Raw genomic sequence first — 20,617 nt, forward strand, 5'->3', positions numbered from 1 at the left:
CTATATAATATGTCAGAAGAACCGAAATTAAAACCGCAGTTTACACACCTCCATCTTCATACGGAATATTCACTGCTTGATGGCGCCAACAAGATCAAAGCCCTGGCCAAAAAGGTCAAAGAGTTGGGAATGACGTCGGTAGCGATGACCGACCACGGCAATATGTTCGGTACTATCGATTTCTACAATACCATGCGCAAAGAAGGTATCAAGCCGATCATCGGGATGGAAGCCTATGTACACAATCAGCCTGAACTAGGAGACAAGTCGGTTCGACAGCGTTTCCACCTCTGTTTGTATGCAAAAAATGAAGCAGGGTACAAGAATTTGATGTTCCTCTCTTCCAAAGCCTACATTGAAGGATTTTACTACTATCCGCGTATCAACTGGAACCTGCTCAAAGAGCATGCGGAAGGGCTTGTCTGCTCGTCTGCCTGTCTTCAGGGGGAAGTGAACTGGCATCTCAACCTTTCCGAGCGCAATCTCAAGTTCGGTGCCAAAGGGTACGAGGAGGCCAAACGTATTGCCCTGAAATACAAAGAGGTTTTCGGGGATGATTTCTACCTTGAACTGATGCGTCATGGCATCGGGGATCAGCACCGTATAGACAAGCAGATCCTTCAACTCTCGCAGGAGACGGGTATCAAGATCGTCGCTACGAACGATACCCACTACACCAATCCTCAGGATGCGGACGCGCATGAGGCATTTATGTGTATTGCGATGAACAAGCTCTATGACGATCCCAATCGTCTGCGCCACTCTGTACATGAGTTCTATGTGAAATCCCCCGAGCAGATGGCCGAACTTTTCGCCGATATTCCCGAAGCACTTGAAGCAACGCAGGAGATCGTGGACAAGTGCAACCTTGAGATCAAACTGGGAAATCCGACACCGCCGAATTTCAAGTTTGCCAGAGAAAAAGCGAAAGAGATCGGACTCAAACTGCCTGAACCCGAGGTGGAGTATTCACTTGAAAACGACAAAATCCTCTTTATAGAAGAATCTAAAAGAGGTTTGGTCGAACGTCTAAAGATTGTTCCCGAGGAGAAGCACCAGGAGTACTGGGATCGCCTACAGGTAGAGATAGACATTATTAACAATATGAAGTTCCCGGGTTATATGCTGATCGTATGGGAATTTGTCGATGCTGCCAAACGTATGGGGATCCCGGTAGGTCCTGGTCGTGGATCGGCAGCAGGATCGCTGGTGGCTTATGCCCTTCGTATTACCGATATCGACCCCATGCCTTACGGCTTGCTCTTTGAGCGATTTTTGAACCCGGAACGTATCTCCATGCCGGATATCGATATGGACTTCTGTCAGGCGCGTCGTCAGGAGATACTCGACTATGTGGTAGAAAAGTACGGTCGTGTGAACGTGGCGCAGATTATCACCTTTGGTAAACTGCTTGCCAAAGGGGTTATCCGTGATGTTGCGCGTGTGCTTGACATGCCGTACTCCAAAGCGGATGCGATGGCAAAACTGATCCCTGATGAACTGGGGATCGACCTGAAGGCGTCGTATGAAAAAGAACCCAAGATCAAGGAATTGCTGGAGAGCGATCCCCAGGCCAAACGTACCTGGGAGTATGCACTCGCACTCGAAGGGCTGAATCGGAATGCAGGTACCCATGCTGCCGGTGTTGTTATCTCGAACGAAGCGCTCTGGCAGAAGACACCGCTTTTCAAGCCTTCGGGGCTTGATACGCTGGCAACACAGTATTCGGGGAAATATGTGGAAGATGTCGACCTGATCAAGTTTGACTTTTTGGGGCTCAAAACACTCACCGTGATCGAAGAAGCACTGCAACTGGTTGAGAAAAGGCACGGAAAGCGTATCAACTTTGTTGAAGAGAACATCGAGGATCCCAAAGTGTATGATTACATTTCAACGGGTGAGACGCTTGGCCTCTTCCAGATCGAATCGGCCGGAATGCAGGATTTGGCGAAAAAACTGAAACCGTCCAGCTTCGAAGATATCATTGCGATGCTTGCACTCTACCGTCCCGGGCCGATGGAGTCGGGAATGCTCGATGACTTCGTCGAACGTAAACACGGCCGGGCAGAGATTACCTATGCCTTCCCAGAACTTGAACCTATTCTCAAGCCGACCTACGGGGTCATCGTCTATCAGGAACAGGTTATGCAGATCGTGCAGACCATCGGCGGTTTCTCACTCGGTGGTGCTGACCTCGTGCGACGGGCAATGGGTAAGAAGATCAAGGAAGAGATGGATAAACTTAAAGACGAGTTTGCTGAGGGTGCTGCCGAGAAAGGATTTGATAGAGCCAAAGCGGCGGATCTTTTCGACCTTATCGTGAAATTCGCCGGTTACGGTTTTAACAAATCACACTCGGCTGCCTATGCGATGGTTACCTTCTATACTTCCTATCTGAAGTATTATTATCCTACAGAGTTCATGGCTGCGATCCTGACTCTGGAAAAGAACAATACCGACAAAGTCGTTAAGTATGTAGATGAACTGAAACAGATGGGCATCAAACTGCTTCCGCCAGATATCAACAGGTCCGGACTGGTCTTTGAAGCGACGAATATCGATGGTGATGAGGTTGTCATGTTCGGTATGGGTGCGATCAAAGGTGCAGGGGACATTGCGATCACTTCCATGCTGGAAGCCAGGGAAGAGGGAGCGTTCAGGGATTTCTCAGACTTCGTTTCACGTATCGATTCGAGCAAAGTGAATAAAAAGGTCATAGAATCGCTCATTAAAGCAGGGGCGCTGGACAGTTTCGGTTACAGTCGTAAAGCAATGCTTTCCCAGATAGAAGATATCATCGATACGGCCAAAAAAGCTGGAGAAGCCAGGAAAATGGCTGTTGGCTCCCTTTTTGGTGAAGGGGAGGAAATGACTTCTGTTACCCTTGAACTCTCCCATATGGAAGAATTTGAACCTATGGAGATCCTTGAGATGGAGAAGGAGTCACTGGGCTTTTATGTCTCCGGTCACCCGCTTGACAAGTACCGTGAAACGCTGGAGAGTATCAACTATACACTCAGTTCCGAGATCGATGATCTGGCAGACGGTTCACAGGCCCTTTTCATTGGAAAAATAGAAAGCATTACCGAGAAGATATCGAAGAAAGGGAACAAGTTCGGAATCGCGAACATTATGGACCTGCATGGGAACATTGAACTGATGCTTTTTGAGAACCGTCTCAAAGAGCTCGATGAAGGTTTCGATACGACCAAGCCGATCGCTTTCAAAGTCAAGATCAGTAAAGATGGTGATTTTACCCGTATGAATATCATCAAGATCGAATCGCTCAAAGATGCCAAGAAAGAGAAGGTCAAGGTCAAAAAAGAGGAGAAGCACACGCCGGAACCGGAACAGCCGCCGCTGATCCTGGCTTTGAACCTGATGCCCGATGCCAAAACGGTGGAGGATCTGATGTGCCTTGTGGAGCGTTACCCGGGCAAGCGTCCTCTGGAACTCCGAATCAAGTCAAAGCTGGCAGATGTGATCATCGAATCAAAATGGAAAGTGAGCGAAATGATCCTTGGAGAGGCGAAGGAACTGGGTGTGTATCTCGAAGAGAGTTTGAGTGTTGAATAAAAATCCTTTACTTTATCTGTATAGTAGATAAATAATTCTATAATAAGCATAACCATAATATATTATAATAGCTGAATAGTAAAGGATTGGAAATGAATAGAATAATGATTGCCTTCTTCATGGGTGTTTTTTTTGTGTCATCGCTACATGCACAGGATGAGCGGAGCAGGGTACAGGGAGAGATATTGAATTCTTTTGCAGAGGTAGTGAAGGCCAGAACTGAAGCCATTCAAACCCTGAAGGAGACAGTAGCGCAGATCGAAGCTGAGCGTGCACATCGGGGAGAGGAGAATCTTTCTTCTGATGGAATACAAACCAGGATCGCAGAGACTAAATCGGTTGCTCAGATTGCACAGTCCGTAGCAAAAGTAGAAATCAGCAAGATCGATGCTAAAGAAAAGATAGTGCTAAGTGTGGATGAGATGGCAAAAAAGCAGGCATCTGCAATAGATGAGCAGGCATTGAAAAAAGAGAAACTAAAAGCGATGAAAAACATTGCAAATGCTATTTCACAGGTTGAAGTTCAAAAGGCCAAAGCGACACAAAACATCATCCTTGCGACAGGGAATGTGGAGCGAAGCAGAATGCAGCCTGAACCAAAAGTGGTGGATGAAGAAGCAACACTCTCCGTAGCAAAAAGCCATGCGGCTGTAAAGATTGCCAGATCTGTTTCTGCTGTGGAGATCCGTCAGGCTGTATCCAAAGCGGAATTGGTCAAAGCTTTACCAAAAAAGGATATCGAAGTATTACTTCAAATGAGAAGAGAAGATGTTTCGCTTGAGGAGATCAAAGCTAAAGCCCGTGCTGCCATAGCCAGAGCAGCAGCGAAGGTCGAAGTGGCCCGTGCGGCTGCACTTTCCGAAATTGCGAAGACGGTTGCAGCAGTAGAGATAGCCCAGTTTCTAGATACATATGAACAAACCCGGGAAGACCAGAAACTTCAGGGCCTTCCATCGAGTTACCCTAAAGAGTTGATCTACTTTAAAAACAGGTAAATTGATCATTTTTATCAAAATATATATTTTTCCTTATAATAAATCTGATAGAATAATATCAGGATTTTTGATGAAAGGATTGATGTGAATTTATATAAAGCTACAAAAATAATAACAATAATGTTTGTATTGCTTTTTACCTATCTTCAGGCAGATGTATCTTTGGGCCAAACAAAAGCAGAATCCAGTGCTGATCCTGGACTTGGGTTCAAGGCTCAGGATCCAAAAGCATCTGAAATTATTTCGCTCGAGAAAGAGAATGAGCGTCTTAAAGAAAAAGTAAAGGAACTTGAAGCACAGATAGAAACACTTAAAGAAGATGATGTAACCGTAGAGGTAAAATCTGAACCGTCTGTGAAGGTTGAAGTGCCACCCAAGGTCTTTAAGGGTGCCAAACTTGTCATTGGTGGCAAAGCACCTAAAAAACTCTCTACCTATTATGCGGCACGACTGCAGAATATCGATAATCTCAAACAAAAACTGGAAGCCAATGGATTCAAGGTCCTGGCAGTAACACCCATTCTGAAAGGCAAGACTGTACTGACCATTACCAACGATGAATTGCTTCAGACCAATACCTGGATGGCTGCACTGCATCTACTGGTCAACGAAGGTAATGAGATACGTGTGCAGAACCCTTCTTATTTTGGAGCGGCTTTCCTCCAGGACAAATACAAGTACGGACAGTTCACTGAAACACTCAAAGCTCTGCAGATAGTTCTGGGTGATATGTATGAAGTAGAAGAAAAATATGTGCTTGAAGATCTTCCAAAGTATCAGTTCATGTTCGGTATGCCGTACCTGAACGATACCATCAAAGTGGGCGAAGGAGATGACCTTCTTTCCAAAGTTGCAGGTGGGAACGGAAACAAATATGTTGCTTACACTTTGAAACTTCCCAATGGAAATGTCCTTGTAGGGCATAAGCTCAGAAACATAACCAACAAGTTTCTTCAGAAGATCAAAGCGGAGCGTGATGCGAATATCCTTCCGTACGAGTCTATGATCATAGGAAAGAAGGCAGTAATGCTTGATCCGAAATTCTATCTGGCCCTTTCTATTCCGCAGTTGAGTATGTCTGAGTTCATGAAGATCGCTTCAGCACCGGGTGAGATTGAAAAAGATGTCAAAAGAGCCTATCAATAGGTCAAATGTAACGTACAGGAAATAGTGCCTGCTCTTTTCTGTGTAGAATGGAAACAAATAACTAATATAAGTTTTAAAAAATAGTTAATTCACCTGCCTTCATAATCAAATAGTGCTACAATCTTTCCACATAAAATCAATTTATTAAGGAACACACATGTCTAAACCAACTATTATATGGTCAAAAATCGATGAAGCTCCGGCTTTGGCAACCTATTCACTTCTTCCGATCGTAAGCAAATTTACGAATGCGGCAGGTGTCGATGTGAAAACAAGCGATATCTCTCTTGCAGGAAGAGTACTTGCTGCTATGGGCCTGGCTGAAGATGAACTTTCAAAGTTGGGTGAATTGGTACATAAACCTGAGGCGAACATTATTAAACTCCCAAATATTTCAGCCTCTATCGGTCAGCTCAAAGAGTGTATCGCTGAGCTGCAGTCTCAGGGATTCGATATTCCTGATTTTCCGGAAAACCCTGAAACAGAAGAAGAAAAAGCGATCAGAGCAAAGTATAACCCTTGTCTCGGATCTGCGGTTAACCCGGTACTGAGAGAAGGAAACTCTGACAGACGTGCAGCAGCAGCGGTTAAAAAGTATGCACAGCAGCATCCGCACAGACTCAAGCCGTTTGCTGAGAACTCCAAAGCGTATGTTGCGCATATGGAAGGTAACGGGGATTTCTACGGTAATGAGAAGTCAGTGACTATGGATAAGGCACAAACAGTCAAGATCCTGCTGAACGGTAAAGAGCTTAAAACGATCGATGCACTTGAGAGTGAGATCCTTGATGCAACTTTCATGTCAGCCAAAGCACTCAGAGCGTTCATCAAAAAAACGATTGATGATGCAAAAGCGAACGGTGTACTCTGGTCGATCCACCTCAAAGCTACAATGATGAAGATCTCTGACCCGATCATGTTCGGTCATGCCTTTGAAGTATTCTTCCAGGAAGTGTTCGACAAGTATGCAGATGTTTTCAAAGAACTTGAAGTCAACCCTAACCTTGGTATGTCAGACCTTGAGAAGAAGATCGCCGGCCATGCAAAAGAAGCTGAGATCAAAGCGGCATTCCAGGCAGTGGTGGATGCCGATGCTCCAAAGATCGCAATGGTCGATTCTGACAAAGGTCAGACGAACTTCAACGCTTCCAACGATGTGATCATCGATGCTTCTATGCCGGTAGTGGTAAGAGAGGGTGGTAAGCAGTGGGATAGAAACGGAGATGCAGTTGAATGTGTAGCGGTCATCCCTGACAGTACCTACGCAATGTTCCACCAGGAAATGGTAGCGGACTGTGTAAAGAATGGTCAATATGATGTCACAACGATGGGTAATGTTGCAAACGTTGGTCTTATGGCACAAAAAGCGGAAGAGTACGGTTCTCACCCGACTACATTCGAAATCGCTGAAGCCGGGACGGTTGATGTTGTCAATGAGAACGGTGATGTATTGATGAGCCATGAAGTAGAGGCTGGAGATATCTGGAGAATGTCACGTGCCAAAGACATCCCGATCAAAGACTGGGTAAGACTTGCCGTTGAAAGAGCGAAACTGACGGGTCTCCCGACTGTCTTCTGGCTGGATGAAAACAGAGCACACGATGCAGAAATGATCAAGAAGGTCAACAAGTATCTTAAAGAACATGATACAACAGGTCTTGATATCAAGATCATGGATGTAGCTGCAGCAACAAGATACACCAACGAAAGAGTAAGAGCAGGTAAAGATACCATCTCAGTAACAGGAAACGTTCTCAGAGACCACCTGACAGACATGTATCCGATCCTTGAACTTGGTACTTCTGCAAAAATGCTTTCTATCGTTCCACTGCTTGCAGGTGGCGGTCTGTTTGAAACAGGTGCGGGCGGTTCAGCACCGAAGCATGTAGACCAGTTCCTTGCAGAAGGTCACCTAAGATGGGATTCACTTGGTGAGTTCCTTGCCTTGGCTGAATCACTCAGAATGGAATACCAGAAATCCGAAGACAGCAAGATCGGTGCATTGACAGAAGCGCTTGACAAAGCGAACCAGGGATACCTTGACAATGACAAGGCACCGTCAAGAAAAGCGTGTGAGCCGGACAATAAGGCATCTCACTACTGGGTAGCACGTTACTGGGCGGAAGCGCTGAGTACGCAAACAGCTGATGTTGCGCTTGCCGAGAAGTTCGCACAGGTAGCGGATGCACTGGTCAAAAACGAAGAAAAGATTCTTTCCGAACTTCTTGCGGCTGAAGGTTCTGCAAAAGACATCGGTGGTTATTACCATCCGAATGATTCCAAAGCGGAAGCGGCAATGAGACCGTCTGAAACACTCAACAGCATCATTGATGCTATCTAACTAAAGTTCAACTATTACCTATCGATACAGATGGGTACTTCACACAGGGCAATGTGCCCCTGTGTAACACTTTTATAATAATTTTCCAGTATTATTATAATTGAACCTATAGACTCCTTAAATAAGTCTACACGTTCTTCAACATGGGATTTTACGCTTCAGAAGCATTGCAAAACATTATTGATAATCATCTAAGTTATGAGTTATGTTTTGTTTGCAGCTTCCCTGAAGATAATTCTATGATTCTCACACAAAAGGAAATCAATGGCAAAAGGAAAAAAAGTAACGGTAATCGGTACAGGTAATTTTGGTTCAACGGTCGCATTCATTCTTGCAATGAACGGTTCGTGTCACCATGTCATGCTCAGAGGTCGTAACTACGATGTCGCTAAAGGTAAAGCGCTGGACATGTCACAGGCAGCCAATGCTGCAAGACAGCATACCATCGTCAAAGCGGCTAAAGGGCCTGAAGATATGGAAGGCTCCGATGTAGTCATCATCACTGCGGGTGCACCAAGAACACCGGGTATGAGCAGGGATGACCTTCTTTTTAAAAATGCAGATATCGTTAAATGCTATTCAAGAGAGATAAAAGAGTATGCTCCCGATGCAATCGTGATCGTTGTATCTAACCCCCTGGATGTCATGACCTATGTGGCACTCAAAGAGACTGGCTTCCCGAGACAACGTGTACTTGGTATGGCGGGGATACTCGATGCCGCGAGAATGGCGCACTTCATTTATGAAAAACTTGAGTACGGTGCCGGTCAGATCCGTGCAACGGTCATGGGTGGACACGGAGATACCATGGTACCGCTTCCAAAGTTCACCACGGTTGCCGGTGTACCTATTGAAGACCTTCTGGACTCGGAAGAGATCGGTGAGATCGTCAGAAAAACAAGGAACGGCGGTGCGGAGATTGTAAATCTTCTGGGTGACGGTTCGGCCTATTATGCACCGGCAAAATCCACGACAGTAATGGTCGAGGCGATACTCAAAGATACCAACCAGATCCACTCCTGTGCCATTATGCTGAAAAATGATTACGGCTATTCCGATATTGTTTCAGGTGTGCCTGTCATGATTGGAGCAGGCGGTGCGGAAAAGGTCATCAATATGACACTCAAACCGCTGCAGCAGACACGTTTCAAAAATTCGGTCGCTTCCGTCCAGGAGATGGTCGATACCCTGTATGAAGCCAATTTCTTTGACGACGACAAGAAGTAGATAGATGCATAGACGTAAAGTAGGGATCATCGGCGCGGGAGCGGTCGGTGCGACAGCAGCATACAGTCTGTGCATGATGGGAACGTGTAATGAGATCGTTCTTTTTGACATTGCCGAAGGTGTGGCTAAAGGAAAGGCCATCGACATCGCGCAGTCAAGCCATTATGCACCCAACAGTACCATCGTTACTGCGGCAGAAAGCCCGGCAGATGTCAATGACTGTGACATCGTTGTCATTACCGCTGGCGTTCCGCGTAAAGGTGATATGACACGTGAAGACCTGCTGATGATCAATGCAAAGATCATGAAGACAGTGGTGGAAGATGTCAAGACGTATTCTCCCGATGCCGTGATCATCTGTGTCTCCAATCCACTGGATGTCATGACTTATGTTATTCAGAGGATGACAGGCTGGGAGCGTAACCGTATCATCGGTATGGCAGGTGCACTTGACGGTGCCAGAATGGCCTATCAGATCTACAATAAACTCGGTTACGGTGCTGGACAGATCGGTACTTTGGTGATCGGTGATCACGGACAGAACATGATCCCTCTGCCCCAGAAAGTACAGGTGGGTGATGTACCGGTGAATGAACTGTTGAGCAAAGCAGAGATGGAAGAGATCATCGAGCGTACACGAACGGGTGGTGCGGAGATCGTTAAACATCTGGGTACTTCGGGCTATTATGCCCCTGGCCGTGCCATCGCACATATGGTAGAAGCATTGTTGAATGACAGCAGGATCGTAGTTTCTTCTTCCGTACTTCTGGATGGTGAATACGGGTATAGTGATGTGACAGTAGGCGTGCCTGTAGTACTGGGAAAGAACGGTGTAGAGAAGATCATTGAGATCGATCTGGACAGTGAGACCAGAGAAAAGTTTAAAATATCAGTAGATTCCATCAATGAGAATATCGCTATTTTAAAACAGAATAAATTTTTTGACTAAGGAAAAAAATGAGAGAGATTGAATTTGACGAAGTAGTAAAAGCGGTAAGAGATATTATCGTTCATTGCGGTACGGACCTTCCTCAGGGTACCTATGATGCGCTCAAAGAGGCGATGGAAACTGAAAAATCACCTGTCAGTAAAGAGGTGATCCGACAGATTCTTGAGAATGCTGATATCGCGAAAGATGAAAAAAGGCCGCTTTGTCAGGATACAGGATTGGCAGTATTCTTTGTCAAGGTCGGTGATGAGGTGAAGATCAGGGGCGGATTGCTCAAAGATGCCATCAATAAAGGGACGGAACAGGGCTATACAGATGCTTACCTCAGGGCATCCACCTGTGAACCGTTCTCTCGTGCGAACCTGAAAGATACAGTAGGGTATAACCTGCCTGCTATCATTCATTTCGATATCGTTGCAGGGGATAAAATAGATATTGAGTACGCAGCCAAAGGCGGTGGTTCCGAAAATGTTTCAAGAGCGAGAGTGTTCCCTCCTGCCGCTGGTAAAGAGGGGATCGTCAATTATGTCAAAGAGGTGATCTCAGATGCGGGCGGGAACCCCTGTCCTCCTATTACTGTGGGTGTTGGGATCGGCGGTACTTTCGAGAAGGCGTGTATCTCTTCCAAGCATGCACTGTTCAGAGATATTGGCTCCGTGAACGAAGACCCTGAAATGGCAGAGCTTGAAGGAATCATCCTTGAAGAGATCAACAAGCTGGGTATCGGTGCGATGGGAATGGGTGGAACCAAGACGGCACTGGCTGTACACATCGAATCCAACCCCTGTCATATTGCTTCATTGCCGGTTTCAGTCAATGTACAGTGTCACTCGTCAAGACATACACATATTACGATATAAGGGAGAAGAAAATGGCACAATATACATTAACGACACCATTGACATCGGAAGATACAAGACAACTTAAAGCAGGTGATACCGTACTGCTTAACGGTACTATCTTTACTGCACGTGACGCGGCACACAAACGCTTGGTAGAGCTTCTTGAAAAAGGGGAAGAGCTACCGTTTGATATTGAGGGATCTGTCATCTATTTTGTAGGACCGACACCGCCAAAACCTGGAGATCCGATAGGCTCTGCCGGACCGACTACCTCATACAGGATGGACAGTTACTCTCCAACTATGCTTCGGTACGGTTCTAAAGGAATGATCGGTAAAGGAAAGCGTAATCAGGTAGTCAAAGATGCCTGTAAAGAGTATGACGGTATTTACTTTGGTGCGACCGGTGGCGCAGGTGCACTGCTTGGTAAAAAGATCACTTCAGCCGAAGTGATCGCCTATCCTGAACTCGGCCCCGAAGCGGTACGTAAGATCACGGTCAAAGATTTCCCGGTCACTGTCATTAATGATACGTACGGAAACGATCTCTACCAAATGGGAAGAGAACAGTACGAAGTCAAGGATTGAAATCCAGTGCATGTGAGAGGCTAAACCTCGAATCGTAGAAGGACTAAAGTCCTTCCCCTCCCCATTAACATCCCGTCGTAGGGTGCGTAACCACGCACCTCTCTTCATCCTCCAAACATTATTTTTCTTCATTTTCCAAATATTCATTAACCAAACAGTAGTACCATAACCTATTCAGAATAATATATTACAAGATACAAAGGATCAACCATGCAATACAGAATAGAAAAAGATACGATGGGTGAAATGCAGGTACCTGCAGACAAATATTGGGCAGCACAGACACAGCGTTCGGTACAGAACTTTCAGATTGGTGTGGAAAAGATGCCGATGGAAGTGGTCCATGGATTTGCCAACCTGAAAAAGGCCTGTGCCCTGGTAAACAATGAGCTTGGCCGTCTTGATGATGAGAAGACCAATGCGATAGTCGAAGCCTGCGATTTGGTATTGGCCGGTGAACTTGACGACAATTTCCCTCTAGTGGTTTGGCAGACAGGTTCGGGTACGCAGTCCAATATGAATATGAACGAAGTGGTCGCCAACAAAGCTACTGAAATCATGGGTGGTGATTTCACCAAAGAACATATCGTTCATCCCAATGATGATGTGAACAAAGGGCAGAGCTCCAATGACACCTACCCCACAGGCATGCGGATTGCCGAAGTAGTTGCGGTAACAGACAATCTCATTCCTGCACTCAAGCAGCTTAAGGGTACGCTCGAAGAGAAGTCAAAAGCCTTTGCCGATATCGTGAAGATAGGACGTACGCATCTTCAGGATGCGACACCATTGACATTGGGGCAGGAGATCAGTGGATATGTCGCAATGCTGGAAACGAATCTGAAGCAGATCGAGGATGCTCTGGTCTACTGTAGAGAGCTTGCTATCGGCGGTACTGCAGTCGGTACAGGGTTAAATTCTCACCCGGAATTCTCACAGAGGGTTGCGACCCAGTTGAACCGTTTTATGGCACATAATTACGGTTTTGTCTCACAGCCCAACAAGTTCCATGCACTGACGGGACATGATGCAGAAGTGGTTCTCTCAGGTACGCTCAAAGCATTGGCGGCCAATCTCATGAAGATCGCTAACGATATCCGCTGGCTGGCTTCCGGTCCCCGTTGTGGCCTGGGTGAGATCGAGATCCCGGCAAATGAACCAGGATCGTCCATTATGCCGGGCAAGGTTAACCCGACGCAGGCGGAAGCGCTTACCATGGTGGCCGTACAGGTGATGGGGAACGATGCTGCTGTCGGTTTTGCTGCATCACAGGGGAACTTCGAACTCAATGTATTCAAGCCGGTGATCGCCTACAATATCCTGCAGTCTATCAGATTGCTGTCTGACTCAATGAGAAGTTTCGATGTCAACTGCGCCGTCGGCATTGAGCCGATCGAAGAGAAGATCGAAAAATTCCTCAATGATTCGTTGATGCTGGTCACGGCACTCAATCCGTACATCGGGTATGAGAATGCAGCGAAGATCGCCAAAACAGCACATGCCAACGGTACGACACTGAAAGAAGAAGCCGTTGCACTCGGCTTCCTGACCGAAGAAGAGTTCGACCGTTATGTGCAACCCAAAGAGATGATAGCGCCTAAGGACTAAACCTCCTTTTTTACAAAAGGTAGCATTTTGCTGCCTTTTCCTCTGTTTTTTCTTTAAAACTGTGTAAAAATTTAACACTTTCTTTAAATCACCTCTCATAATAATTCAATTAATAAAATATTATCGCTAATAGGCGTATAATAAAGGAACTTATTGTAAAAAAGGAGACTATGTGAACGTACATGAATATCAGGCAAAACAGATCTTTGCCGAATATGGTGTTCCCACACCAAAAGGTATAATGGCGGAAAGTGTTGATGCAGCCGTTGAAGCAGCAAAAGAACTGGGTGGACCGATTTGGGTCGTGAAAGCTCAGATCCACGCAGGTGGACGTGGGCTTGGCGGTGGTGTCAAGCTTGCAAAATCATTGGATGAAGTAAGAGAATTGGCAGATGAGATCCTTGGAATGACTTTGGTGACACACCAGACAGGTCCTGAAGGAAAACTGGTTCAGAAGCTCTACATCGAAGACGGTGCAGACATTAAAGATGAGTTCTATCTTTCTGTCATTCTTGACAGAAAACTGGAAATGCCTCTGATCATGGCTTCTACCGAAGGTGGAATGAACATTGAGGATGTTGCGGAAAATACACCCGAAAAGATCATTACGGTTCCGGTAGACCCGACGATTGGTTTCCAAGGTTTCCATGGGCGTGAATTGGCGTTCGGTCTTGGTATTACGGACAAAGCGGAACAGAAGAATATCATTACATTTGCACAGAAGCTTTATAAACTTTATATGGACAAAGATGCAGAGATGATCGAGATCAACCCGCTTGTAAGAACAGGTTCGGGTGAATTCCTGGCACTTGACGGGAAAATGGGCTTCGATAATTCTGCGCTCTACAGACAGCCTGAGATCGCAGCGATGAGAGATCTGAGCGAAGAAGACCCCGATGAAGTCGAAGCGGCAAAGTACGGTCTTTCCTATGTAGCACTTGACGGTGAGATCGGTTGTATGGTAAATGGTGCCGGTCTTGCAATGGGTACGATGGATACGATCAACCACATGGGTGGTACACCGGCGAACTTCCTTGATGTAGGTGGTTCGGCAAACGCGGAGACCGTTGCAAAAGGTTTCGAGATCATTCTCAAGAATCCAAATGTCAAAGCGATCTTCGTCAATATCTTCGGCGGTATCGTAAGATGTGACAGAATCGCGAATGGTATTATCGAAGCGACAAAGATCACGGATGTGCATGTGCCTGTGATCGTACGTCTTGACGGAACGAATGCTCCGGAAGCGGCAGAGATCCTTAAAAATGCGAACATTTCAAACCTGATCGTTGCTGAAGATCTGGGTGACGGCGCTGCAAAAGCAGTTGCTGCGGCGAAAGGAGAGATATAATGTCAATTTTGGTAAATAAAGATACAAAAGTAATCGTTCAGGGCTTTACAGGTAAAGAAGGTTCTTTTCATGCGGAGCAGTGTATTGACTACGGTACGAATATCGTAGGCGGTGTTACACCGAACAAAGGTGGCCAGGTGCATTTAGGCAAGCCGGTATTCAATACGGTAGCAGAAGCGGTCAAAGAGACAGGCGCTACGGTTTCCATGATCTTCGTTCCACCTGCATTCGTCGGTGATGCAGTGATGGAAGCGGCAGAAGCGGGCATTGAACTTGCAGTCATTATTACGGAAGGTGCTCCAGTCAAAGATATGCAGGCAGCCAAAGCGTATGCGACAAAACATGGTATGAAGACTATCGGGCCAAACTGTCCGGGTATCATTACGGCAGAAGAGTGTAAAATAGGTATTATGCCGGGTATGATCTTCAAAAAAGGGAATGTCGGACTGATCTCCAAGTCAGGGACATTGACTTATGAAGGTGCGAATCAGGTTTGTAATGTAGGGTATGGTATCACTACAGCAGTCGGTATTGGTGGTGACCCGATCATCGGTCTCTCCTATAAGCAGATCCTCCCAATGTTTGAAGCGGATCCAGATACGGAATGTATCGTGATGATCGGTGAGATCGGCGGAGACCTCGAAATTCAGGCGGCAAAACTGATCAAAGAACAGATCACTAAGCCTGTTGTTGCTTTTATTGCGGGTCAAACTGCGCCAAAAGGTAAAACAATGGGACATGCCGGGGCTATCGTAAGCGGCAGTGCCGGTACAGCAAAAGAGAAGATGGAAGCATTGGAAGCAGCAGGCGTAAAAGTAGTTGTTTCTCCTGCGGAGATCGGTAAAGCTGTAAAAGAAGTACTGTCAAAATAACCAGTTGGCTTTAACGGTTTAGCGGGGTGTTCTCACCCCGTTCCTCTATTCCTGCGTCATATAAATTTTCCAAATATTACACTTTTTTTGTTGCTTCAAAAGGTAACAACCCCACTTATACTCCACATAATTACCACTTATTTATAGTTAAATTATTAAAAGTAAGCTATTCTAATTTTAGTGAATAACAAATCTCACTTAATATTTCAAAAATAAAAAGGGGAAAATATGTCAACAATGGCAGCTCCGGAAAATACTCCGGTATGGGTAAACACCGATAGATGTAAAGCCTGTGATATCTGTGTGGATTCATGTCCTGCAGGTGTTCTCTCGATGAAGCAGGAACCAAAATCAGTTCTAGGTGCAATGATCAGTGTAATTGCTCCTGAATCATGTATAGGATGTAACGAGTGTGAGCTTGTCTGTCCTGATTTTGCAATTTACGTAGCAGAGAAAAAAGAGTTTAAATTCGCAAAACTCACAGATGCTTCAAAAGCACGACAGGAAGCAATTATTAACAATGGGTGGAGATTACCCGAAGATTATAAGGAGGCTAACTAATGTCAGCAACAAGAGAAGTAATATCTAGTGGAAATGAACTGTCTGCAATGGCAGCGGTGGATGCCGGATGTATGTTTTTTGCCGGATATCCACTGACACCGTCAAGTGAGATAATGCACGTCAGTTCTGACCTTTTACCTAAAAAAGGTGGTGTGGCAATTCAAATGGAAGATGAGATCGCCGGTGTCGCAGCAGCGATTGGTGCGGGTATGACAGGTGTAAGAACATTAACAGCAACATCAGGACCGGGTATGTCTCTCAAAGCAGAGAACCTTGGGCTTGCCCAAATGGCAGAAGTACCGTTGGTATGTGTAAACGTTATGAGAGGCGGGCCATCAACAGGACTTCCTACACGTGTTGCCCAGGGTGATGTTGCTCAGGCAAAGAATCCTTCGCATGGTGACTATAAATCGATCACTGTGTGTGCAGGAAATCTTGAAGAGTGTTATACTGAAACAGTAAGAGCGTTTAACCTTGCAGACAGATTCATGCAGCCTGTATTTGTTCTTCTCGATGAGACACTTGGGCATATGCATGCAAAGGCGATCATTCCGACAGCTGAAGAAGTTGAAAAAGGTATCGTACCAAGAAAGAAGTTTGAAGGTGATCCTGCAGACTACAAACCATACGGTGTAGCCCAGGATGAACCGGCAGTACTCAATCCAATGTTTGAAGGTTACAGATACCACTTTACGGGTCTTCACCATGATGCCATGGGATTCCCTACTGAAGAGATCGAAACATGTAGAAAGCTGATCGACAGGCTTTTCAGAAAAGTAGAAGAACATCAGGATGAGATCGAAAGTAACGAAGAGTATATGCTTGATGATGCGGATATCCTTCTTGTAGGTTATGGTTCAGCTTCATTGGCAATCAAAGAAGCGGTAAATATGCTCAGAGAAGAAGGGATCAAAGCGGGTCTTTTCAGACCTATTACGCTCTGGCCAAGTCCCGAAAAACGTATGCATGAACTTGGTCAGAAATTTGACAAAGTACTTGTGGTTGAACTGAACCAGGGGCAATACCTCGAAGAGGTACAAAGATCAATGGGTAGACTGGATATCAATAAATTGACCAAAACGAACGGTCGTCCATTCTCACCTGCAGATATTATAGAAAAAGTGAAGGAGCTGTAAATGGCATTTAATTATGATGAGTATTTAAGAACAGAAAAGATGCCGACACTATGGTGTTGGGGATGTGGTGACGGTGTTATTTTGAAGTCATTTATTCGTGCAGTTGATAAACTCGGTTGGAAGAAAGATGACATCTGTGTCGTTTCCGGTATCGGATGTTCGGGAAGATTCTCTTCGTATGTCGACTTCAATACCGTACATACAACACACGGAAGAACGGTAGCATTCGCAACAGGTATCAAGCTGGCAAACCCTGACAAGCATGTTGTCTGTGTTGCAGGTGACGGTGACGGCCTTGCAATCGGTGGTAACCATACGATCCACGGATGTAGAAGAAATATTGATATTACATTGATCATTATTAATAACTTTATTTATGGTCTTACAAATTCTCAGACTTCACCTACCACACCAAGAGGGATGTGGACCGTTTCCCAGAAAGCGGGTAACATTGACCCTACATTTGACGGCTGTAAACTTGCTGAAGCAGCGGGGGCTTCTTTTGTCGGTAGAGAAAAGGTAACAGCACCCAAGAAGTTGGAAAAGCTTCTTTTGCAGGCAATGGAGCACAAAGGTTTCTCCTATGTTGAAGCGCTCTCCAACTGCCATATCAACCTTGGTAGAAAGAATAAAATGGCAAATGCTATGGAGAACCTGGATTGGATCGACAGTATTACTGTTTCCAAAAAGAAATATGATACTTTGTCTCCTGAAGAGCAGATGAACCTGCTTCCAACAGGTATCCTAAAGCAGGATACAGAAGCAGATGAATATTGTGATATGTATAAAGAGATTCAAGAAGTACATCAAGGTCTGAGAGGTAAGATTACCCAAGATGACTTTGAGAAAAAAATATAAGGAGCCAGAGGATGAGTAGAATAGTAATGAGATTTACCGGTGTCGGTGGTCAAGGTGTTCTTCTGGCTGGTGAAATCTTTGCAGCTGCAAAGATCAAAGCAGGCGGATATGGAGTCAAAACAGCAACGTATACATCACAAGTGCGTGGCGGTCCGACGGTTGTGGATATTCAATTGGATGATAAAGAGATCTTCTATCCATATGCGATAGATGGAGAAGTTGACTTTATGCTTTCAGTTGCAGAAGCAAGTTATAAACTCTTTAAAAACGGTGTGAGAGAAGGCGGGACTATTGTTGTAGAACCAAACTTGGTACACCCGACAGAAGAAGATAGAAAAAAATGGAATATCGTTGAGATACCTATTATTACTATCGCCAAAGAAGAAGTAGGGAATGTAATTACACAGTCTGTCGTTGCCCTGGCGATTGCGAATACATTCACCCATGCACTCGATGAAAAAGTTCTTATCGATACAATGCTTTCTAAAGTACCTAAAAAAGTTCATGAAGTGAACCTAAAAGCATATGAGTTAGGAAAAAAATACGCTCTCGAAGCAATGAAGTAATCTTTCTTCTCGCTTTCATGTGTCTTTGAAGGGGTGACTCAGTCATGTACTGACGTACACTCCTTCATCACAACCTTCAAATCCACATAAAATCAAGAAGAAATCTTTACTTCATGAGATTTTAAGTAAGTCCATATAAAATTTCACTATTCACTATTCACTATTCACTATTCACTATTCACTATTCACTATTCACTATTCACTATTCACTATTCACTATTTCTATGCTATAATTCGCGCAGGTGCAACAGGTAGTTGCTGGTGACATTTGTGTCACGAGAGGAAAGTCCGGGCTGCAAGTGAGACAGGACTCCATCTAACGGATGGCCAGAGTAATCTGAGGGCAAGTGCAACAGAAAGTAAACCGCCAGACTTTGTTTGGTAAGGGTGAAAGGGTGGGGCAAGAGCCCACCGGTGAGTGTGGTAACACGCTCAGCCAGGTAAACCCTGTCCGCAGCAAGAAGTATATGGTATAAGTCTCACAAGCCGTTCAGTCGGCACTCATACTTCGCTCGAGCCTGCTGGCAACAACAGGCCTAGATAAATAACTACCCAATGACAGAACCCGGCTTATCGTTGCACCTATTATCTAACTCATCCAACCAATATATCCTCGAAAATATTAGATGAACTATGCAGGTGGGAATGTATTGCTAAGTTTATCCCATTTTAAATGTATTGCAATACAATATTCCTATAAATTGAACTCTTAAATACAAAAATATATAAATATATTGGACTTAGAAGTCTAATTTATGTATAATTTTCTTTAAGGAGTCGTTATGCTTGATGAACTAAGAGAATATCAAAGAAAAATATTTCATAAAAATAATTTTACTTATGAAAGATATTTTCATAAAAATATTAATCTTGATCAGAAACTTGTTGGTATTGTTGGGGCAAGAGGGGTTGGTAAAACGACATTTCTAATTCAGTATTTAAAAAAACTTGATATTCCATTCAGTAAAAAACTGTATATTAGTGCAGATACGATTAATATCCCTTCATTGTTTGCTGTAGCAGAAGCATTCAGTAAAGAAGAAGGGGAAGTATTGGTGATTGATGAGATCCATAAGTATCATGACTTCGAGAAAGAACTCAAGATGATTTATGATATTTTGGATTTAAAGGTAATCTTCAGTGGAAGCAGTGCACTTAAAATAGACAATGCCAAAGCAGACTTGAGTAGAAGGGCATTGCTTTATCATGTATATGGGCTATCTTTCAGGGAGTTCATAGAGCTGAAAAAAGGGATATTATTAAAAAGTTTCAGCTTGAGTGAGATTTTGAAAGACCATGTGGATATTGCTTATGACCTTCTTGAGAAATTTAACCTGACACTGCTTTTTAGAGAATATTTGGAAAGTGGTTACTATCCTTTTTATTTTGAAGATCAGGAAAATTATCTTGTGAGACTTAATGAAACAGTAAATACAGTAATAGAAGTTGACATTCCCTCTGTTTTTCCTATAGAGTATGACAGTATATCAAACATAAAAAAGCTTGTACGGCTTGTATGTTCTTCCCATCCCTATACACCTAACATTAAAGAACTACTACAGCGAATGGAGATGGGTGATAACTATAAGGGACTGTATAGATTTCTAGACTATCTTCATAAAGCAAAAATTTTGAATGTAATGCGAGCGAAGACAAAAGGTGATAATATATTTACAAAGCCTGAAAAGGTTTATCTCAATAACACCAATCTTCATGCAGCGTATTGTGACAAAAGTCAAAAAGGAACCGTACGAGAAGTATTCTTTGCAAGTATGCTGATAGATAGATATGTTATGTCTATACCAAAACGAGGTGATTTTCTGGTAAATGACCGGTATACTTTTGAAGTAGGTGGCAGTTCAAAAGGATTTAAACAGATAAAAGATCTGCCTGATTCTTTCGTTGTTTCTGATGATATAGAGATCGGTAGTGGCAACAAGATTCCTCTTTGGCTTTTTGGATTTTTGTATTAGATGCAGTTAGAACAACTCTATAAACAATTAGC

16 protein-coding genes and 1 other RNA gene are annotated in these 20,617 nt (G+C 44.4%); all 17 read left to right on the forward strand.

The genetic code is table 11. The features are described from left to right. The first annotated feature begins 9 nt into the window (after positions 1 to 9). The 17 genes from dnaE (at position 10) to SUN_RS03020 (ending at position 20,585) form a co-directional block, all read left to right on the forward strand. Complete coding sequence (gene dnaE / locus SUN_RS02945) at positions 10 to 3,576, forward strand: DNA polymerase III subunit alpha (protein ID WP_011980260.1); 3,567 nt, start codon at positions 10 to 12, stop codon at positions 3,574 to 3,576. A gap of 92 nt (positions 3,577 to 3,668) precedes the next feature. After that, complete coding sequence (locus SUN_RS02950; RefSeq protein WP_148154632.1) at positions 3,669 to 4,571, forward strand: hypothetical protein; 903 nt, start codon at positions 3,669 to 3,671, stop codon at positions 4,569 to 4,571. A gap of 120 nt (positions 4,572 to 4,691) precedes the next feature. Next, on the forward strand, positions 4,692 to 5,717 hold the full coding sequence (locus tag SUN_RS02955) for a hypothetical protein (RefSeq protein WP_232501348.1): 1,026 nt from the start codon (positions 4,692 to 4,694) through the stop codon (positions 5,715 to 5,717). A gap of 157 nt (positions 5,718 to 5,874) precedes the next feature. After that, positions 5,875 to 8,058, forward strand: a complete 2,184-nt coding sequence (locus SUN_RS02960) for an NADP-dependent isocitrate dehydrogenase (protein WP_011980263.1) — start codon at positions 5,875 to 5,877, stop codon at positions 8,056 to 8,058. Positions 8,059 to 8,322: 264 nt separating this feature from the next. Continuing rightward, on the forward strand, positions 8,323 to 9,285 hold the full coding sequence (locus SUN_RS02965; protein ID WP_011980264.1) for a malate dehydrogenase: 963 nt from the start codon (positions 8,323 to 8,325) through the stop codon (positions 9,283 to 9,285). Between the two features lie 4 nt (positions 9,286 to 9,289). Continuing rightward, complete coding sequence (locus tag SUN_RS02970; RefSeq protein ID WP_011980265.1) at positions 9,290 to 10,234, forward strand: malate dehydrogenase; 945 nt, start codon at positions 9,290 to 9,292, stop codon at positions 10,232 to 10,234. Between the two features lie 8 nt (positions 10,235 to 10,242). Next, positions 10,243 to 11,094, forward strand: a complete 852-nt coding sequence (locus SUN_RS02975) for a fumarate hydratase (RefSeq protein WP_011980266.1) — start codon at positions 10,243 to 10,245, stop codon at positions 11,092 to 11,094. Between the two features lie 11 nt (positions 11,095 to 11,105). After that, positions 11,106 to 11,663, forward strand: coding sequence for a Fe-S-containing hydro-lyase (locus SUN_RS02980; protein WP_011980267.1), 558 nt, complete (start codon positions 11,106 to 11,108; stop codon positions 11,661 to 11,663). A 210-nt stretch (positions 11,664 to 11,873) separates the two neighbouring features. Then, positions 11,874 to 13,271: a class II fumarate hydratase gene (gene fumC / locus SUN_RS02985; RefSeq protein WP_011980268.1), complete on the forward strand. Its 1,398-nt coding sequence runs from the start codon at positions 11,874 to 11,876 to the stop codon at positions 13,269 to 13,271. A gap of 172 nt (positions 13,272 to 13,443) precedes the next feature. Continuing rightward, positions 13,444 to 14,619 carry an ADP-forming succinate--CoA ligase subunit beta gene (sucC, locus tag SUN_RS02990; RefSeq protein ID WP_011980269.1) on the forward strand — a complete coding sequence of 392 codons (1,176 nt, stop codon included), beginning with the start codon at positions 13,444 to 13,446 and terminating at the stop codon, positions 14,617 to 14,619. Next, entirely contained in the window at positions 14,619 to 15,491 is an 873-nt protein-coding gene (sucD, locus tag SUN_RS02995) for a succinate--CoA ligase subunit alpha (RefSeq protein ID WP_011980270.1), read from the forward strand. The genes sucC and sucD overlap by 1 nt, the downstream gene beginning before the upstream one ends. Before the next feature lie 228 nt (positions 15,492 to 15,719). Then, the gene (locus tag SUN_RS03000) at positions 15,720 to 16,052 is read left to right on the forward strand and encodes a 4Fe-4S dicluster domain-containing protein (RefSeq protein ID WP_011980271.1); all 333 of its coding nucleotides are present in this window, start codon (positions 15,720 to 15,722) and stop codon (positions 16,050 to 16,052) included. Beyond that, positions 16,052 to 17,188: a 2-oxoglutarate synthase subunit alpha gene (locus SUN_RS03005; RefSeq protein WP_011980272.1), complete on the forward strand. Its 1,137-nt coding sequence runs from the start codon at positions 16,052 to 16,054 to the stop codon at positions 17,186 to 17,188. The genes SUN_RS03000 and SUN_RS03005 overlap by 1 nt, the downstream gene beginning before the upstream one ends. Then, a complete protein-coding gene (locus tag SUN_RS03010) occupies positions 17,189 to 18,046 on the forward strand; it encodes a 2-oxoglutarate ferredoxin oxidoreductase subunit beta (RefSeq protein ID WP_011980273.1) in 858 nt (285 codons plus the stop codon). A gap of 11 nt (positions 18,047 to 18,057) precedes the next feature. Continuing rightward, on the forward strand, positions 18,058 to 18,612 hold the full coding sequence (locus tag SUN_RS03015; RefSeq protein WP_011980274.1) for a 2-oxoacid:acceptor oxidoreductase family protein: 555 nt from the start codon (positions 18,058 to 18,060) through the stop codon (positions 18,610 to 18,612). Between the two features lie 239 nt (positions 18,613 to 18,851). Next, positions 18,852 to 19,201, forward strand: an RNA gene (gene rnpB / locus SUN_RS13250) — RNase P RNA component class A. 193 nt (positions 19,202 to 19,394) lie between these two features. Further along, the gene (locus SUN_RS03020) at positions 19,395 to 20,585 is read left to right on the forward strand and encodes an ATP-binding protein (RefSeq protein WP_011980275.1); all 1,191 of its coding nucleotides are present in this window, start codon (positions 19,395 to 19,397) and stop codon (positions 20,583 to 20,585) included. Positions 20,586 to 20,617 lie beyond the last annotated feature (32 nt).

The organism is Sulfurovum sp. NBC37-1 (genome assembly GCF_000010345.1).
Lineage (GTDB): Bacteria > Campylobacterota > Campylobacteria > Campylobacterales > Sulfurovaceae > Sulfurovum.

Excerpts from the sequence above, each read along its gene's own strand:
- dnaE (WP_011980260.1), top strand. The coding sequence starts at position 10 with ATGTCAGAAGAACCGAAATTAAAACCGCAGTTTACACACCTCCATCTT.
- SUN_RS02950 (WP_148154632.1), top strand. The coding sequence starts at position 3,669 with ATGAATAGAATAATGATTGCCTTCTTCATGGGTGTTTTTTTTGTGTCA.
- SUN_RS02955 (WP_232501348.1), top strand. The coding sequence starts at position 4,692 with ATGTTTGTATTGCTTTTTACCTATCTTCAGGCAGATGTATCTTTGGGC.
- SUN_RS02960 (WP_011980263.1), top strand. The coding sequence starts at position 5,875 with ATGTCTAAACCAACTATTATATGGTCAAAAATCGATGAAGCTCCGGCT.
- SUN_RS02965 (WP_011980264.1), top strand. The coding sequence starts at position 8,323 with ATGGCAAAAGGAAAAAAAGTAACGGTAATCGGTACAGGTAATTTTGGT.
- SUN_RS02970 (WP_011980265.1), top strand. The coding sequence starts at position 9,290 with ATGCATAGACGTAAAGTAGGGATCATCGGCGCGGGAGCGGTCGGTGCG.
- SUN_RS02975 (WP_011980266.1), top strand. The coding sequence starts at position 10,243 with ATGAGAGAGATTGAATTTGACGAAGTAGTAAAAGCGGTAAGAGATATT.
- SUN_RS02980 (WP_011980267.1), top strand. The coding sequence starts at position 11,106 with ATGGCACAATATACATTAACGACACCATTGACATCGGAAGATACAAGA.
- fumC (WP_011980268.1), top strand. The coding sequence starts at position 11,874 with ATGCAATACAGAATAGAAAAAGATACGATGGGTGAAATGCAGGTACCT.
- sucD (WP_011980270.1), top strand. The coding sequence starts at position 14,619 with ATGTCAATTTTGGTAAATAAAGATACAAAAGTAATCGTTCAGGGCTTT.
- SUN_RS03000 (WP_011980271.1), top strand. The coding sequence starts at position 15,720 with ATGTCAACAATGGCAGCTCCGGAAAATACTCCGGTATGGGTAAACACC.
- SUN_RS03005 (WP_011980272.1), top strand. The coding sequence starts at position 16,052 with ATGTCAGCAACAAGAGAAGTAATATCTAGTGGAAATGAACTGTCTGCA.
- SUN_RS03010 (WP_011980273.1), top strand. The coding sequence starts at position 17,189 with ATGGCATTTAATTATGATGAGTATTTAAGAACAGAAAAGATGCCGACA.
- SUN_RS03015 (WP_011980274.1), top strand. The coding sequence starts at position 18,058 with ATGAGTAGAATAGTAATGAGATTTACCGGTGTCGGTGGTCAAGGTGTT.
- SUN_RS03020 (WP_011980275.1), top strand. The coding sequence starts at position 19,395 with ATGCTTGATGAACTAAGAGAATATCAAAGAAAAATATTTCATAAAAAT.